Origin of the sequence: Streptomyces sp. S063, assembly GCF_002832675.1 — a bacterium.
Classification (GTDB): domain Bacteria; phylum Actinomycetota; class Actinomycetes; order Streptomycetales; family Streptomycetaceae; genus Streptomyces; species Streptomyces sindenensis.
This window is the reverse complement of record NZ_CP021707.1, coordinates 2,086,070-2,102,669: the sequence shown is the minus strand read 5'-3', so window position 1 is coordinate 2,102,669 and position 16,600 is coordinate 2,086,070. Positions and strand designations below refer to the sequence as shown.

At 72.7% G+C, this 16,600-nt stretch carries 12 protein-coding genes; 8 read left to right on the top strand and 4 right to left on the bottom strand.

All coding sequences use genetic code 11. The features are described 5' to 3' along the window. The first annotated feature begins 164 nt into the window (after window positions 1-164). Window positions 165-2,054, top strand: a complete 1,890-nt coding sequence (locus tag CCZ36_RS09600; protein ID WP_069736544.1) for an AMP-dependent synthetase/ligase — start codon at window positions 165-167, stop codon at window positions 2,052-2,054. Window positions 2,055-2,248: 194 nt separating this feature from the next. Here CCZ36_RS09600 and CCZ36_RS09595 read toward each other — a convergent pair whose 3' ends face one another. Then, a complete protein-coding gene (locus tag CCZ36_RS09595; RefSeq protein ID WP_128817459.1) occupies window positions 2,249-3,478 on the bottom strand; it encodes an MFS transporter in 1,230 nt (409 codons plus the stop codon). Between the two features lie 236 nt (window positions 3,479-3,714). Here CCZ36_RS09595 and CCZ36_RS09590 point away from each other — a divergent pair, with 236 nt between their 5' ends. The 3 genes from CCZ36_RS09590 to hemW all read left to right on the top strand — a co-directional run bounded on the left by CCZ36_RS09590 (window position 3,715) and on the right by hemW (window position 7,562). Continuing rightward, on the top strand, window positions 3,715-4,203 hold the full coding sequence (locus CCZ36_RS09590; protein ID WP_069736546.1) for a DedA family protein: 489 nt from the start codon (window positions 3,715-3,717) through the stop codon (window positions 4,201-4,203). A 115-nt stretch (window positions 4,204-4,318) separates the two neighbouring features. After that, window positions 4,319-6,355, top strand: a complete 2,037-nt coding sequence (locus tag CCZ36_RS09585; RefSeq protein WP_128817458.1) for an ATP-binding SpoIIE family protein phosphatase — start codon at window positions 4,319-4,321, stop codon at window positions 6,353-6,355. After that, window positions 6,330-7,562 (top strand): radical SAM family heme chaperone HemW, encoded by a 1,233-nt coding sequence (hemW, locus tag CCZ36_RS09580; RefSeq protein ID WP_206515718.1) that lies wholly within the window; start codon window positions 6,330-6,332, stop codon window positions 7,560-7,562. The genes CCZ36_RS09585 and hemW overlap by 26 nt, the downstream gene beginning before the upstream one ends. A 21-nt stretch (window positions 7,563-7,583) precedes the next feature. On the opposite strand, the gene CCZ36_RS09575 is transcribed toward hemW, so the two are convergent. The 3 genes from CCZ36_RS09575 to CCZ36_RS09565 form a co-directional block, all read right to left on the bottom strand. Beyond that, window positions 7,584-10,460, bottom strand: a complete 2,877-nt coding sequence (locus CCZ36_RS09575) for an ABC transporter substrate-binding protein (protein ID WP_128817456.1) — start codon at window positions 10,458-10,460, stop codon at window positions 7,584-7,586. A 142-nt stretch (window positions 10,461-10,602) separates the two neighbouring features. After that, complete coding sequence (locus tag CCZ36_RS09570; protein WP_128817455.1) at window positions 10,603-11,421, bottom strand: DUF3097 domain-containing protein; 819 nt, start codon at window positions 11,419-11,421, stop codon at window positions 10,603-10,605. Window positions 11,422-11,538: 117 nt separating this feature from the next. Then, window positions 11,539-12,270, bottom strand: coding sequence for an MBL fold metallo-hydrolase (locus CCZ36_RS09565; protein WP_128817454.1), 732 nt, complete (start codon window positions 12,268-12,270; stop codon window positions 11,539-11,541). 164 nt (window positions 12,271-12,434) lie between these two features. On the opposite strand from CCZ36_RS09565, the gene hrcA reads away from it, so the two are divergent. The 4 genes from hrcA to CCZ36_RS09545 all read left to right on the top strand — a co-directional run bounded on the left by hrcA (window position 12,435) and on the right by CCZ36_RS09545 (window position 16,544). Beyond that, window positions 12,435-13,451, top strand: a complete 1,017-nt coding sequence (hrcA, locus tag CCZ36_RS09560) for a heat-inducible transcriptional repressor HrcA (protein WP_006124340.1) — start codon at window positions 12,435-12,437, stop codon at window positions 13,449-13,451. Beyond that, entirely contained in the window at window positions 13,452-14,594 is a 1,143-nt protein-coding gene (dnaJ, locus tag CCZ36_RS09555; RefSeq protein WP_006124339.1) for a molecular chaperone DnaJ, read from the top strand. Between the two features lie 133 nt (window positions 14,595-14,727). Then, entirely contained in the window at window positions 14,728-15,801 is a 1,074-nt protein-coding gene (locus tag CCZ36_RS09550; RefSeq protein ID WP_069742324.1) for a nitronate monooxygenase, read from the top strand. After that, window positions 15,798-16,544, top strand: coding sequence for a 16S rRNA (uracil(1498)-N(3))-methyltransferase (locus CCZ36_RS09545; RefSeq protein WP_069736553.1), 747 nt, complete (start codon window positions 15,798-15,800; stop codon window positions 16,542-16,544). Before CCZ36_RS09550 ends, CCZ36_RS09545 begins: the two co-directional genes overlap by 4 nt. Window positions 16,545-16,600 lie beyond the last annotated feature (56 nt).

The following is a 16,600-nucleotide window of genomic DNA, read 5'->3' as shown; positions in this document are numbered from 1 at the left end:
CGTTGCCTCTTACGTGGGGCGCGCGTGCGCTCTACTCTGATCACGCATCGTTGGTTACTCGCCAGTTAAACAAGTCGAACAAGCAGGTTGCGCAGCAGGACAGCAGCAGTAGTCGGAGCATCAAAGAAGCCGGTCGTAGCAATGCCGCAGGCCCGGAGGACGTCGTGAGCGACACACAGACCTTGATCGATAATCGGCCGCCCTCCGTGGCGTCCCTCTTCATCGACCGCGTGGCGGCGACCCCGGACGGGGAGGCGTACCGCTATCCGGTGCCGTCGGCCTCGGGCGAGGGTCCCGACGACTGGAAGTCGCTGAGCTGGGCCCAGGCCTCGGAGCGGGTCTACGGGATCGCCGCCGGGCTGATCGCGCTCGGTGTGCAGCCGGAGGAGCGGGTCGCCCTCTCCTCGGCCACCCGGGTGGAGTGGATCCTCATCGACCTCGGGGTGATGTGCGCGGGCGCCGCGACCACGACGATCTACCCCTCCACGAACGCCGAGGAGTCCGCGTTCATCCTGGCCGACTCCGAGAGCCGGATCCTCATCGCGGAGGACGCCGAGCAGCTGGCCAAGGCCCGTGAGCGCCGCACCGAGCTGCCCGACCTCGCCCATGTCGTCGTCATCGACCCGGCCGGCGTCGAGCCCGCCGAGGGCGACCCCGAGGGGTGGATCATCACCCTCGCGGAGCTGGAGTCCCGGGGCAACGAGCTGCTCGCCAAGACCCCGGACGCGGTCACCGAGCGGGTCGCCGCCATCACCGCCGACCAGCTCGCCACCCTCATCTACACCTCCGGCACCACCGGTCGGCCCAAGGGCGTACGGCTGCCGCACGACAACTGGTCGTACATGGCCAAGGCCACCGTGGCGACCGGTCTGATCACCGCCGAGGACGTGCAGTACCTCTGGCTGCCGCTCGCCCACGTCTTCGGCAAGGTCCTCACCTCGGGCCAGATCGAGGTCGGCCACGTCACCGCGATCGACGGCCGCATCGACAAGATCATCGAGAATCTGCCGGTCGTCCAGCCCACCTACATGGCCGCCGTCCCCCGGATCTTCGAGAAGGTCTACAACGGGGTCGCCTCCAAGGCGCGTGCGGGCGGCGGCGCCAAGTACAAGATCTTCCAGTGGGCGGCGGGGGTGGCCCGCGAGTACGCCAAGGTCTCCCAGGACAACTTCCGGCGCACCGGCAAGGCGTCCGTCCCCTTCGCCCTCGGCGCCAAGCACAAGGTCGCCGACGCGCTCGTCTACTCCAAGATCCGTGAGGCCTTCGGCGGCCGGCTGCGCGCCTGCGTCTCCGGTTCCGCCGCCCTCGCCCCGGACATCGGCTACTTCTTCGCGGGTGCCGGGGTGCACATCCTGGAGGGCTACGGCCTCACCGAGAGCAGCGCCGCCTCCTTCGTCAACCCGGGCGAGGCCTACCGCACCGGCACCGTCGGCAAGCCGCTCCCCGGCACCGAGGTGCGCATCGCGGACGACGGCGAGATCCTGCTGCGCGGCCCCGGCATCATGCAGGGCTACCACAAGCTGTCCGACAAGACCGACGAGGTCCTGGAGTCGGACGGCTGGTTCCACACCGGTGACATCGGCGAGCTGTCGGCCGACGGCTACCTGCGCATCACCGACCGCAAGAAGGACCTGATCAAGACGTCGGGCGGCAAGTACGTCGCGCCGGCGGAGGTCGAGGGCCAGTTCAAGGCGGTCTGCCCGTTCGTCTCCAACATCCTGGTGCACGGCGCGGACCGTAACTTCTGCACCGCGCTCATCGCGCTCGACGAGCCCACCATCCTCGGCTGGGCCGCCGAGAACGGTCTGGAGGGCAAGTCGTACGCGGAGGTGGTCGCCGCCCCGCAGACCGTCGCGCTGATCGACGGGTACGTCACGCGCCTCAACGAGGGCCTGCAGCGCTGGCAGACCATCAAGAAGTTCCGTCTGCTGCCGCGTGACCTGGACGTCGAGCACGGCGAGCTGACCCCCAGCCTCAAGCTGAAGCGGCCGGTCGTCGAGCGCGAGTACCAGGGGCTCATCGACGAGATGTACGCAGGCTCCCGCGAGGCCTGACGTACGCAGGCTCGCGCGAGGCTCAGCGGCTGCGCGCGTGAACCCGTCCGGGGGCTCGGCCCCGGACGGGGACGGCGGGGAGTGCGGATCCTCAGGGGTCCGGGCTCCCCGCCCGTTTGTTGTGAGATGCGCTTGCTCTCCTGTGCGCCGGCCCAGGGGCGGGACCACGGGCCGCCGCCCCGCCGTCCGTCGTCTCAGCCGCGCCGGGCCCGCAGGACTCCGGCGAGCACCACCACCAGCACTCCGGCGGCGGGGATCACCAGCAAGCCCGTGCGCAGGCCGGCCGCGTCGGCGACCCGGCCGACAACCGGCGGTGACAGCAGGAAGCCCAGGCGCATGAGCCAGGAGACGATCGTCAGGCCCGAGCCGGGCTTGAGGCCGGGCAACGCGTCGGCCTCGTGCATCGCCGCGGGTACGAGGGTCGCCACCCCGAATCCGGCCAGGGCGAAGCCCAGGACGGTGCCGGGCAGCGTCGGCACGGCCAGGGCAACGCCCATACCGGCCGCGGTGATCAGACCGCCGGCCCGGGCCACGGCACGCTGCCCGAAGCGGTCGACGAGGCGGTCCCCGATGGCGCGTCCGATGAACTGGGCGCCCACCAGGGCGATGAAACCCCAGGCGGCGAGTGGAGCGGAGGCGTGCAGCTCGTCGCTCAGATAGAGAGCGGCCCAGGAGTTCCCCGCGTCCTCCACGAGCGTCCCCGCCGTGGCGATCAGGACGAGGGCCGCCAGCACCAACCCGACGCGCGAGGCGCCGCGTGCCCCTTCCGTGCCGCGCTGCTCCGGGCCGGTCCCCTCCAGGCCCCCCGAGCCCTCCGGGCCCACCCCCTCCGGTTCGTTGTCCGGCCCTGGGAGGCAGAAGCGCAGGGCGGCCACGGCGGCGGCGACGAGGACGACGGCCGAGACCGCGAGGTGGACCCCGAGGGACAGGCCCAGCGCCATCGCCCCCGCCGCCATCAGCCCACCGGTGACCGCGCCGATGGACCAGACGGCGTGGAGGGAGTTGAGGATGGACCGCCCGTAGAGCCGCTGCACCCGGAGCCCGTGCGCGTTCTGCGCCACGTCCGTGAGCGCGTCCATGGCCCCGGCCAGGAACAGGGCGGTCGCGAACAGGGCGACCGACGGGGCCAGCCCGGCGGCCAGGATCCCCGCACCCGTCAGCAGGGTCCCGAGAACCGCGGCCCGCGCCGAGCCCAAGCGGCGGATGAGCAGCCCCGCCGCGAGACCGGCCGTGATGGCCCCCGCCGGGAACGCGGCGACCGCGAGACCGTAGGCGCCGTTGCCGATCGCCAGATCCTCCTTGATCTGCGGATATCTCGGCAGCAGGTTGGCGAACAGGGCCCCGTTCGTGAAGAACAGGACGGCTACGGCGGCCCGCGCGTGGCGTGCGGCGGGGAGCGGCCGTGTCTCGGTGTCGACGGTCATGCGGATGACCCTAGCCCTAGAGCGTACGAACGTACACTCACCGGGATGATGAATTCCGACCGGGTGGTAAGTGTCTTGTCCTCGGGGCGGCCAGGGGTCCGCTACCCGCCGTATGTCCGTCCGGTTAGGCTGGCCTTGCCCGGTGTGGTACCCGGCGGACGGAACAGGCAGAGGCGGGGCGCAGGTGAGAGACGGTGACCGGGCTCGTGCCCGCCGTGCGCCCGGGGTGAGGCGTCGTGGATAAGATCGCGCTCGCGGCCGGAGCCCTGTACGTCATCGTCCTGCTGCGCGCCGGCGGGACGTTCGCCGTCGGGTGGCTCGCCGGAGCCGGTGCCCGGCGCAGCAGGTTCGCCGCGCGGACCTCCTCGGCGAAGTTCCGGCGTGCCGAGCGGGCGATCCAGCGGTGGGGCGCGCCGGTGGTGGCCGTCTCCTTCCTGACGGTCGGGTTCCAGACCGCCGCCAACTTCCTCGCGGGCAGCATGCGCATGCCCCTGTCGCGCTACCTCCCGGCCCTGTTCGTGGGCGGGGCCGCCTGGGCCCTGATCTACGCGACCGCCGGCTTCGGCGTCCTCAAGGGACTGGGGCGGCTCTTCGCCGAGCAGACGGCCTTCGGTGTGGCCGGCGTGGTCGTCCTGCTGCTCGCGGTGGGCGGGTCGGTGGCCTGCCGCCGACGACGCGCGGTCGCGGTCCCGCCCTCCGGTGACGCCGTTCCCGACAAGTCGTAAACCCGTCCCGCGCGTTCGAATCTGCTCGATTCTCTGCTCACTTCCGTAACTCGGTGCTTATGGATGCGGCCGGTCTGTCACTCTGTCGGTGTCGTCCGACCGGAGGAGCCGCACCGTGGCGCCCATTCCCTTGCAGCGGGACATCGTGCAGCGTCCCGGCACCACCCGTGCCGGGGGCGCGCACGGCCCGCGTCTGGCCAGTCGCACCAGCCTGCCCGGGATACCGCTGGCCCCGTCCGCCGCCCGGCGGTTCGTGCGGGCCGCGCTCGCGGAGTGGACCGGGCTCGGGGTGCCCGCCGCCGTGGGATTCAGCGACCGGCTGGCCGACGACGCCGTGACCGTCACCAACGAGCTGGTCACCAACGCCGTCGTGCATGCGGGCACCACCGTCGACCTGGTCCTCAGGCTGGAGGAGGAGAGCGGCGACGAGCTGTCCGCCGCCCTCGTCCTGGAGGTCACCGACCACCACCCGGCCCGCCCGGTCAGCGGCGACGAGTCGGAGCCCGGGCCGGAACCGGACGCGGCGGTCGCGGGGGAGCTGCCGGACCCCGCCGAATACGGGCGCGGCCTCCAGCTCGTCGCCACCCTCGCCGACTCCTGGGGCATCACCTACCGCACCGGCCTCAAGACCGTCTGGGCCCGCCTCCCCGTCGACGACTGGAGCGCCCCGCCGGCCCCGCCCGACGGGGAGGCCCTCCGGCGCGGCCTGCGCGCCGCCGAGATCCTCGCCCCCGCCGCCCGGCGCACCGAGCGCGACGACGCGGTCTGGGACAGCCGGGGCGCCCCCGCCTTCCTCGCCGAGGCCTCCGACCTCCTCGCCGGGCAGCTCGACGAGGACCTGGTGGCCGCCATAGCGGGCCAGCTGCTGGTGCCCCGGCTCGCGGACTGGTGCGCGATCTGGCTGGAGACCGAAGGCGGCGGACCGGCCGCCGAGCCCCGGCTCGCCCGGGTCTGGCACAGCGACGAGACCGGCACCGAGCCCCTGCGCACCGCCCTGGAGCGGGCACCGCTCTCCCTGCCCGCCGGGGCGGGCTCCGGCCCCGTCGCCGTGCCCTGGCCGCCCGTACGCCCCGGCCACCCCGCCGATCAGCCCGGGGAGCCCGAGGACGCCGCGCCGCCGTATCCCGGCGGCCGGGACGGGGCCGCGCTCGCGTTCCGGATCACCGCGGGCGGCCGGGCGCTCGGGACCGTCCTCGTCGGCCGCGAGGGCGTCACCCAGGTGCCCGAGACCGTCGCCTCGCTGATCGAGGACTTCGTCCGCCGTCTCGGCCTCGCCGTCGGTGCCGCCCGCGCCTACACCCGGCAGGCCACCATCAGCCGGATCCTCCAGCGCGGCCTGCTCCCCAGCAAGGTCGCGGACATCCCCGGGGTCACCAGCTCCCTCGTCTACGAACCGAGCGACGACGGCGTGGTCGGCGGCGACTTCTACGACATCTTCCCGTGCCCCGGCGACCGCTGGTGCTTCGTCCTCGGTGACGTCCAGGGCTCCGGCCCCGAGGCCGCCGTCGTCACCGGCCTCGCCCGCCCCTGGCTCCGGCTCCTCTCCCGGGAGGGGTTCGGTGTCGGCGAGGTCCTGGACCGGCTGAACCGGCTGCTCCTCGACGACGCCATGGAGGCCGCCGAGGCCGCCGCCCTGATGGTCGCCGCCGCCGGGGGGCAGCAGCTCCACGACGGCACCCAGTCACGGTTCCTCTCCCTGCTGTACGGGGAGGTCGTGCCGCTCCCCGAGGGCGGGGTCCGGTGCACGGTGGCCAGCGCCGGGCATCCGCTGCCCCTGCTGCTGCGCCCCGACGGTTCCGTACGCCCGGCCGCCGAGCCCCAGGTGCTGCTGGGCGTCGTGGAGGACGTGGCGTACGAGAGCCAGGTCTTCGACCTCGCGCCCGGGGACACCCTGCTCTGTGTCACCGACGGGGTGACCGAGCGGCGGTCGGGCCCGCTGATGTTCGACGACGGGGACGGGCTGGCCCGGGTGCTCGCCGGATGCGCCGGGCTGCCCGCCGAGGCCACCGCCGAGAAGATCCGGCGCGCGGTCCACGAGTTCGCCGAGCAGCCCCCGGACGACGACGTGGCCCTGCTGGTCCTGCGCGCGGACGGAAGTACTTCAGCGGCGAGCGACAATGGTCCGTATGCCTTCCGTACTGCCCGATGGTGAGCCCGTGCCCGACGACGGGGCGCTGCCCCGCCATGCCCTGGAAGGCGCAGCCGACCGCCCGCTCGGCTTCTACCTGCACGTTCCGTACTGCGCCACCCGCTGCGGCTACTGCGACTTCAACACCTACACCGCCACCGAGCTGCGCGGCTCCGGCGGGGCCCTGGCCTCCCGCGACAACTACGCCGTCCACCTCATCGAGGAGGTCCGCCAGGCCCGCAAGGTCCTCGGCGACGACCCGCGCCCGGTCCGTACGGTCTTCGTCGGCGGCGGGACGCCCACACTTCTCCCCGCCGCCGACCTCGTCCGGATGCTCGCCGCGATCCGCGACGAGTTCGGGCTCGCGAACGACGCCGAGATCACCACCGAGGCCAACCCCGAGTCCGTCGACCCGGCCTACCTCGAAGCCCTGCGCGAGGGCGGCTTCAACCGGGTCTCCTTCGGGATGCAGAGCGCCAAGCAGCACGTCCTGAAGATCCTCGACCGCACGCACACCCCCGGCCGCCCCGAGGCCTGCGTCGCCGAGGCACGCGCGGCGGGCTTCGACCACGTCAACCTCGACCTGATCTACGGCACCCCCGGCGAGTCCGACGACGACTGGCGGGCCACCCTGGACGCGGCGATCGGCGCGGGCCCCGACCACGTGTCGGCGTACGCCCTGATCGTCGAGGAGGGCACCCAGCTCGCCCGCCGCATCCGGCGCGGCGAGATCCCGATGACCGACGACGACGCCCACGCCGACCGCTACCTCATCGCGGACGAGGCCTTCGCCGCCGCCGGTTTCGACTGGTACGAGGTCTCCAACTGGGCCACCACCGAAGCCGGCCGCTGTCTCCACAACGAGCTGTACTGGCGCGGCGCCGACTGGTGGGGCGCGGGCCCCGGCGCCCACAGCCACGTCGGCGGTGTGCGCTGGTGGAACGTGAAGCACCCCGGCGCGTACGCCCAGGCGCTCGCCGAGGGCCGCTCGCCCGGCGCGGGACGCGAGATCCTCGCCGAGGAGGACCGCCGCGTCGAGCGCATCCTGCTGGAGCTGCGGCTGCGCGAGGGCTGCCCGCTGGACCTGCTGAAACCCGACGGCCTCGCCGCCTCCCGCCGCGCCCTGACCGACGGGCTGCTGGAGCCGGGACCGTACGACAAGGGCCGCGCGGTCCTCACCCTGCGCGGGCGGCTCCTCGCCGACGCCGTCGTCCGCGACCTGGTCGACTGAGGCGGCCCCGGAGACCCGCGCTCACGGCTTGCAGTCCTTCGCCGTCAGCGGCGGGGCCACCCCGGCCGGCTTGCCGCACACCAACGTCCGCTCCGCGCTCGGCCCCGGCCGGACCACCTTGACGATGTTCAGGCCGTGCACATTGTCGGAGACCGAGGACCGCGCCCGGCTGAACGAGATCGTCCCCGTCGGCATGTTGTTGAGGTCCACCGTGTGCAGCGTCGCCCACGTCTCCGCAGCGCTCCGCCGCTTGTCGCCGCGCGCCGCCGCGTCGTACAGGGCGGCCGTGGCGCTGTACGAGATCACGGTCTGCCCGCTCGCGAACAGGTCGTCCTCGTACGCCGGACGCCCCGAGACCAGCGCGGTCACCTCGCCCTCGGGGTGCAGCCGCCGCAGCGTGCGGTACGCGTCCCCGTAGAAGCCGAGGTTCTTCCCCCGGTCCAGCGGGGCGAGCGAGGAGTGGTAGAGCGTGACGTTGGCCGCGATGGACGTGGAGTCGTCGAACGTCCCCTTCGTCAGATCGTCCCCGGTGAACACCGTCATCCGCCGGTCCGAGCATCCGGTGGTCTCCGACAGACCCCGCATCAGCGTCGGTACGTCCTCGACGCGCCCGGCGAAGTACAGCGCGTCGGGCACCCGCTCGGCCCGGCAGATGGTCGTCAGGGGAGTGTTCAGGCTCGCCCCGCCCGCCAGGTCGTACGTCACGTCCTTCCCCGGCTCGAACCCCGCGTCCCGGAGCATCTTGCCGCCCGCGTCCCGCTGCTCGGCGGTGTACCGGTCCAGGTCCCCGTTGCGGTCCTCGCGCGACAGCACGATCGCGTGCGGGCGGTCGAGGCCCTTCGCGATCTGCCGGGCGACCAGACCGAGCGCATGCGTCTGCTCCTCGTCCGTCGCCGCGAGACCGAAGTAGTTCGGGTACTCGCGGGGCAGGTCGCTGCTGGAGTTCGTCGTGTTCACCAGCGGCAGCCCGGCCTCCCGGAGCAGCTTCGTCGCCTTCTCGCTCTCCTGGGTGTTGCGGCCGAGACCGACCACCCCGACCACCGTCGGATCCCGCCGGGCCACCTCGATGATCTTCTCCACGGCGGTGAGCTGCCGCAGCATGCCCTCCCCGCCGTTGGCGGTCAGCACCCGCAGCTTCACCGACCGGCGCACGGTCTTGTTCACCGCCCGCTGCTGGAGATAGACCCCGGTCAGCTCCTCCAGCCCCTTGCGGGTCGCCTCCCGGTTCTTGCCCGTGGCGGTGAGCGGACCGGCGTACACGACCGTCACATACGCGTCGCCCGCCTCGATGTCGTCGTTCTCCTCGCGGATCGCCTGCTCGATCCGCTCGAACGTGATGCCTTCGCCCGCCCCGTTCAGTTCCAGGTCGTTGCCCCGCGCGAAGAGCACCTCGGGCGCGGTCGCCACCCCCACGCATTCCCGGTCGCCGTCCGGCCCCTGCCAGATCGCGTCCGTGTTCCGGTCGGTCAGCGGCCCGTGGCAGTACGTGTCGCGCCAGTGCCCCGCCCACAGGAACGCCCCCAGCAGCGAGCCCACGACGGCCACCGCGATCGTCGCCCGCGACATCACCCACCACGCCCAGGTCCGCCGCACCCTGTAGGTGACGAGCTGGGCGTGCGCGTGCTCATGGGTCAGCTTCTCGGTGGACAGCGGCAGCAACAGCACCCACGCCAGGGTCGCCGCCGCCACCGGCGACTGGCCCAGGCTCAGATCGTCCACCCAGCGCTCGTAACGGGCCCGCGCCCCGGACGAACCGGTCGGCGCCCCCGGACCCGGCCGCTCCGGCGGCAGCGGCGGGGTGTGCCGCATGATCTCGGAGGCCGGCAGCGAGGCGAGCAGCAGCAGCGGATCGACCTCACTGCGCCGCGATCGTACGTTGTTGATCGCGTTGATCAGCAGGATGCCGCCGTTGTCCTGCGTGGCCCGGGGCAGGAACACCACCGGCGGGACCGTGCGCTTGCTGCGCCGCCAGTCCAGGGAGTGCGGGCGGTAGTTGTGCCGCAGATCCTCCAGCAGCGCCTGCACCCGCAGCTCCAGATGGAACTGGCGCGCGTGCTCGTCGCCCGCCCCCGCGTCCGCCACCCGCTCCGCGACCGCCGCCGCCCTCGCCCGGATCACCCGCCACGAACCGCTCGGCGAGAACCACGACCAGCCGTCCGACGGATAGCCGGTGCTGGACGCGGCCAGCGAGGAGGTGGTGGCGAACCAGCGGCTCGCCCGGCGCAGCCACAGCAGCGGCGGCGCTGCCCGGCTCGCCACGCCCACCACGGCGAGCCCGATCAGCGCGGCCGCCGCCACCAGGGCCGTCAGCAGCCAGTCGATCTCCCCGAGCAACACGCTGAGCAGCGCGATGAAGAGTGCCCCGACGAACGTCTCGGGCCGCACCGACTGCCGCAGCGCGTCCCACCGGGTCGCCCCGCGCGGTCGGCCGGACCGCCAGCGCAGCCGGCTCAGCTGCTCCAGGATCCTTTCCTCGCGGACCTCGGCGGCGTTTCCGTCGGACTGCTCGACCACCGTCGCGGTGGCCTGCTCGATCGCCCCGAGCAGCCGGGAGCGCGGAAAGGCGAAGTTCTTGTACTGGGTGTTCTCGCGGGTCTCCCACGGCTTCTCGGAGAGCGTGCGCACCATGTCGAGCGCCGCCTCGTACGGGGTCGCCCCCGTACCGTCCAGCAGCCGCACCGGCACCCGGCGCAACTCATTGGCCCGGTGCACCTGATGCACCAACTGCTCCACCCGCGCGTCGATCTCCGGCCCGGCCCCGGCGTCCGCCGCCTGCGCCACCACGAGCGGCATCACCGGGCGGTTGACCCGGTACCGGTCGATCAGCTGCTGCATCAGGTGGAAGACGGCCGAAGCCGCCTCGTTGTCCGCACTGTCCCGCCAGACCTCGCGCGCCATCGCCCCGTGCCCTTCCCCCGTGAATCGCCGGCCGGTTCGCACCCTCGGTAACCCTCAATAACCGATGGTGCGTGTGGGACGCAGGCATTCATAGAGATCGGTACGTGATCGTCCGGCGCGGACCGGCTTCAGCCGGCGGACATCAATCCACAAGGGTGACGAAGTCGATCAATTCCTCCACCCGGCCCAGTAGTTGGGGCTCCAGGTCCTTGTAGCTGCGGACCTTCGACAGAATGTGCTGCCAGGCCGCCCCGGTGTTCTCCGGCCACCCCAGCGCCCGGCACACACCCGTCTTCCAGTCCTGGCCCCTCGGCACCACCGGCCAGGCGTCGATCCCCACCGACGACGGCTTCACCGCCTCCCACACGTCGATGTAGGGGTGCCCCACCACCAGCACATGGTCACCGGTCACCCGCGCCGCGATCCGGGACTCCTTGGAGCCGGGCACCAGATGGTCCACCAGCACCCCGAGCCGCGCGTCCGGCCCCGGCCCGAACTCCCCGACGATCGCCGGCAGGTCGTCGACGCCCTCCAGGTACTCCACGACCACGCCCTCGACGCGCAGGTCGTCGCCCCACACCCGCTCCACCAGCTCCGCGTCGTGCCGGCCCTCCACATAGATCCGCCCGGCCCGCGCCACCCGGGCCCGCGCCTGGGGCACCGCCACCGAACCGGAGGCCGTACGGGTGGGACGCACGGGGCCGCCGGGGGCCGGGCGCACCAGCGTGACGACCTTGCCCTCCAGCAGGAAGCCGCGCGGCTCCATCGGGAACACCCGGTGCTTGCCGAACCGGTCCTCCAGGGTCACCGTCGGACCCTGGGCGGTCTTCTCGCAGCGGATCACCGCCCCGCAGAAGCCGGTGGCGACCTCCTCCACGACCAGATCGGGTTCGGCGGGCACCTCGGGCACGGGGGCGGACCGCTTCCACGGCGGGGTCAGGTCCGGCTGGTAGCTGCGCATGGCCCGACGATAATCGGCCCGCCGTCGTGAAGAACCTCACGCCGCCACGAAGATCCTCAGGCCGTCACCGAGACCCTCAAGCCGCCCCGAAGGTCTCCGGCACCGCTACGGACATCCTCACTCCGTCGCGAACCGCTCCGCCAGCGCCGCCCGTTGCTTCCGGACGAACGCCGCGTCCACCACCGCCCCGTGCCCTGGTACGTACAGCGCGTCCTCGCCGCCCAGCTCCAGCAGCCTCTCCAGCGCGGCCGGCCAGCGCGCGGGCGCCGCGTCCGGGCCCGCCTGCGGATCGCCCGACTCCTCGACCAGATCGCCGCAGAGCACCACCGGAGGCTCACCGTCCGAGCCCGGCACCACCACCGCGAGGTCGTGGCCGCTGTGGGCGGGGCCCAGATCGGCCAGCAGCACCCGGCGGCCGCCGCCCAGGTCGAGCGTCCGCTCCCCGTGCACCTCGTGGTGCGGGACCACCAGCGTGTCCGCCGACCGGGCCGCCTCGTCCTCGGGGACGCCGTGGCGCACCGCGTCGCCGTACAGCCCCTGCCCGCCGTCCCGCAGCAGCGCGGTCAGCCCCGCCGAGCCGTACACCCGCACCCCCGCGAACGCCGCCGTGCCCAGCACATGATCGAAATGGGGGTGGCTCAGTGCGATATGCGTCACCCTGCGGCCGAGCAGCGCCTCCGCCTGCCGCCGCAGCTCGACGCCCTCGCGCAGCGTCGAACCCGTGTCGTACAGCAGCACCCCCTCCGCACCGGCGACCAGCGCGACGGTCGCGTCCCAGCCCGGGAGCCGCCGCCGGCCCACACCGTTGCCCAACCGCTCCCACCCGAAGTCTTCCCAAGCGACGTCCATACCAGGACGCTATCGGCAACGACCTGCGCGGTCCCGTGGCGGGGCGGCCGGTCGCCCTTGCCCGAGCCCCACCCCACCCCCGTACACTGACGACGGGATTGCTGGCACTCGTACGCACCGAGTGCCAGTCGGAGACCGGAGACATACAGCTGGAGGTGTGCGCGATGCTCAGCGAACGCAGACTCGAAGTGCTGCGCGCCATCGTCCAGGACTACGTCGGCACCGAGGAGCCCGTCGGCTCCAAGGCGCTGACCGAGCGGCACCGGCTGGGGGTCTCCCCGGCCACCGTCCGCAACGACATGGCGGTGCTGGAGGACGAGGGCTTCATCGCCCAGCCGCACACGAGCGCGGGGCGCATCCCCACCGACAAGGGGTACCGCCTCTTCGTCGACAAGCTCGCGGGCGTCAAGCCGCTGTCCTCGCCCGAGCGCCGGGCCATCCAGAACTTCCTCGACGGCGCGGTCGACCTCGATGACGTGGTCGGCCGGACGGTGCGGCTGCTCGCGCAGCTGACCCGGCAGGTCGCCGTCGTGCAGTACCCCTCGCTGACCCGCTCGACGGTGCGGCACGTGGAGCTGCTCTCGCTCGCCCCCGCCCGGCTGATGCTCGTCCTGATCACGGACACCGGCCGGGTCGAACAGCGTATGATCGACTGCCCTGCGCCGTTCGGTGAGGCATCGCTCGCGGATCTGCGGGCCCGGCTCAACAGCCGGGTCGTCGGACGCCGCTTCGCGGATGTCCCGCGCCTGGTGCAGGAGCTGCCGGAATCCTTCGACAGCGAGGACCGGGGGACGGTTTCCACGGTTCTTTCCACCCTCCTCGAAACCCTGGTCGAGGAGACGGAGGAGCGGCTGATGATCGGCGGCACCTCCAACCTCACCCGCTTCGGACACGACTTCCCGGTGATGATCCGGCCGGTGCTGGAAGCACTGGAGGAGCAGGTCGTCCTGCTGAAGCTGCTCGGTGAGGCCACGGACTCCGGCATGACCGTACGGATCGGGCACGAGAACGCCCACGAGGGGCTCAACTCCACGTCCGTCGTCGCGGTCGGCTACGGTTCGGGCGACGAGGCAGTCGCCAAACTCGGCGTGGTCGGACCGACCCGCATGGACTACCCCGGAACGATGGGAGCGGTACGCGCAGTGGCACGTTACGTCGGACAGATCCTGGCGGAGTCGTAAGTGGCCACGGACTACTACGCCGTACTCGGCGTGCGCCGCGACGCATCTCAGGACGAGATCAAGAAGGCATTCCGTCGGCTCGCCCGCGAGCTGCACCCGGATGTCAACCCGGACCCGAAGACCCAGGAGCGGTTCAAGGAGATCAACGCCGCTTACGAGGTGCTCTCGGACCCGCAGAAGAAGCAGGTCTACGACCTCGGCGGCGACCCGCTCTCCGCGAACGGCGGCGGTGGCGGCGGCGCGGGCGGTTTCGGAGCCGGCGGCTTCGGCAACTTCTCCGACATCATGGACGCCTTCTTCGGCAACGCCGCGCAGCGCGGGCCCCGTTCGCGGACCCGGCGCGGCCAGGACGCCATGATCCGGCTGGAGATCGACCTCAACGAGGCGGCCTTCGGCACCACCAAGGACATCCAGGTCGACACGGCCGTCGTCTGCAACACGTGCAGCGGCGAGGGCGCGGCCCCCGGCACCTCCGCCCAGACCTGTGACATGTGTCGCGGACGCGGCGAGGTCTCGCAGGTCACCCGGTCCTTCCTGGGCCAGGTCATGACCTCGCGCCCCTGCCCGCAGTGCCAGGGCTTCGGCACCGTCGTGCCGACCCCGTGCCCGGAGTGCGCCGGCGACGGCCGCATCCGCTCGCGGCGCACGCTCACGGTCAAGATCCCGGCCGGTGTCGACAACGGCACCCGGATCCAGCTCGCCGGAGAGGGCGAGGTCGGCCCCGGCGGCGGCCCGCCCGGCGACCTGTACGTCGAGATCCACGAGCTGCCGCACTCCGTCTTCCAGCGGCGCGGCGACGATCTGCACTGCACGGTCACCATCCCCATGACGGCCGCGGCCCTCGGCACCAAGTGCCCGCTGGAGACGCTGGACGGCCTGGAGGAGATCGACATCCGGCCCGGTACCCAGTCCGGCCAGTCCGTCCCCCTGCACGGACGCGGGATCACGCATCTGCGCGGTGGCGGCCGGGGCGACCTGATCGTGCACGTCGAGGTGATCACCCCGTCCAAGCTCGACCCCGAGCAGGAGCGGCTGCTGCGGGAGCTGGCGAAGCTGCGCGGTGAGGAACGCCCCCTGGGTCAATTCCAGCCAGGTCAGCAGGGCCTCTTCTCCCGTCTGAAGGACGCGTTCAACGGCCGCTGAACCGCTTTTGGCCTTTCACCGCACCGCCCGCCGGTTCTCCACCGGCGGGCGGTGCGGCGTTCGGCGGGAGAACCGGTCAGACCGTCGGCTGGCTGATTCGGCCCCGTGTCAGGGGACGTGGCACGATGCGCACATGTCCTCCGAGTTGACCGATCTCTGCCGGTATCCGATCGTGCAGGCCCCCATGGCGGGCGGTGCGTCCGGACCCCAGCTCGCCGCGGCCGTCGCCGAAGCCGGCGGGCTCGGGTTCCTGGCCGCCGGGTACAAGACGGCGGACGGGATGTACAACGAGATCAAACAGCTCCGCCGGCTCACCGCCGGCCCGTTCGGTGTCAACCTCTTCATGCCGCAGCCCGCACTCGCCGACCCCAGCGCCGTCGAGGTCTACCGCCACCAGCTCGCCGGCGAGGCCGCCTGGTACGAGACCCCGCTCGGCGACCCGGACAGCAGTGGCGACGACGGCTACGAGGCGAAGGTCGCGATCCTGCTGGACGATCCGGTCCCGGTCGTCTCCTTCACCTTCGGCTGCCCCACCCGCGACACCCTGGACGCCTTCGCCCGCGCGGGTACGCACACCATCGTCACGGTCACCTCCGCCGAGGAGGCCCAGAACGCCCAGTGGGCCGGCGCCGACACCGTCTGCGTCCAGGGCGTCGAGGCGGGCGGCCACCAGTCCACCCACCGCGACGACCCGCAGATCGACCAGACCGGCACCGGACTGCTCTCCCTCCTCGCCCAGGTCCGCGAGACCGTGCAGATCCCGATCGTCGCCACCGGCGGCCTGATGCGCGGCTCCCAGATCGCCGCAGTCCTGGCGGCGGGCGCGGACGCCGCCCAGCTCGGCACCGCCTTCCTGGCCTGCCCCGAGTCCGGCGCGAACCTGCTGCACAAGCAGGCACTGACCAATCCCCTGTTCGTCCGCACCGAACTGACCCGCGCCTTCTCCGGGCGGCCCGCCCGCGGCCTGGTCAACCGCTTCATCCGCGAACACGGCCCGTACGCCCCCGCCGCCTACCCCCAGGTCCACTACGTGACCAGCGGGCTGCGCCGGGCCGCCGCCAAGGCCGGGGACGCCCAGGGCATGGCCCTGTGGGCCGGACAGGGCCACCGGATGGCCCGCGAACTGCCCGCAGGCGAGCTGATCGAACTGCTCGCCGCCGAACTGGAGGCCGCCCGGGCGGCCCTGAGCATGAGGAGCCCCCGGTGACCGCACCGGTCTTCGTCGTCGAGCGGATGCCCACCGGGCCGGAGTTCGTCCTGGACGGCCCCGAAGGACGGCACGCCGTCTCCGTCAAGCGGCTCCAGCCCGGTGAGGACGTGGTCCTCACCGACGGACTCGGCCACTGGGCGGAGGGCGTGGTCCGCGCCGCCGAGGGCAAGGACCGCCTCACCGTCACCCTCCACACGGGCGTGGCGGAGGAGCCGCAGCCCACACCCCGGATCACCGTCGTCCAGGCGCTCCCCAAGGGCGACCGGGGCGAGCTGGCCGTCGAGACGATGACCGAGACCGGCGTCGACGCGATCGTCCCCTGGCAGGCCGCCCGCTGTATCACCCAGTGGAAGGGCGACCGGGGCGCCAAGGCCCTGACCAAGTGGCGCAGCACGGCCCGGGAGGCGGGCAAGCAGTCCCGCCGGGTGCGCTTCCCCGAGGTGGCCGACGCCATGACGACCAAGCAGGTCGCGGCCCTGCTCGCCGAAGCCGACTTCGCGGCCGTCCTCCACGAGGACCGCGACCACGACAGCACCCCCCTCGCCACCGCCGAACTCCCGGCCGAGGGCTCGATCGTGCTCGTCGTCGGCCCCGAGGGCGGCGTCTCCCCGCAGGAACTGACCGCCTTCGCCGAGGCGGGCGCCCGCCCCTACCGGCTCGGCCGCAGCGTGCTGCGTACCTCCACGGCGGGAACGGCGGCGACGGCACTGCTGCTGGGACGCACCGGCCGCTGGGGCTGAACCGGTCCGGGAGAGGGGCCGGCGGGGGACGACGAGGCCCGGCGGCCCGGCAAGAG

Bases quoted from the DNA above. Each gene is read 5' to 3' on its own strand.
- CCZ36_RS09595 (WP_128817459.1), bottom strand. From the start codon at position 3,478: ATGACCGTCGACACCGAGACACGGCCGCTCCCCGCCGCACGCCACGCG.
- hemW (WP_206515718.1), top strand. From the start codon at position 6,330: ATGCCTTCCGTACTGCCCGATGGTGAGCCCGTGCCCGACGACGGGGCG.
- CCZ36_RS09575 (WP_128817456.1), bottom strand. From the start codon at position 10,460: ATGGCGCGCGAGGTCTGGCGGGACAGTGCGGACAACGAGGCGGCTTCG.
- CCZ36_RS09570 (WP_128817455.1), bottom strand. From the start codon at position 11,421: ATGCGCAGCTACCAGCCGGACCTGACCCCGCCGTGGAAGCGGTCCGCC.
- CCZ36_RS09565 (WP_128817454.1), bottom strand. From the start codon at position 12,270: ATGGACGTCGCTTGGGAAGACTTCGGGTGGGAGCGGTTGGGCAACGGT.
- hrcA (WP_006124340.1), top strand. From the start codon at position 12,435: ATGCTCAGCGAACGCAGACTCGAAGTGCTGCGCGCCATCGTCCAGGAC.
- CCZ36_RS09550 (WP_069742324.1), top strand. From the start codon at position 14,728: ATGTCCTCCGAGTTGACCGATCTCTGCCGGTATCCGATCGTGCAGGCC.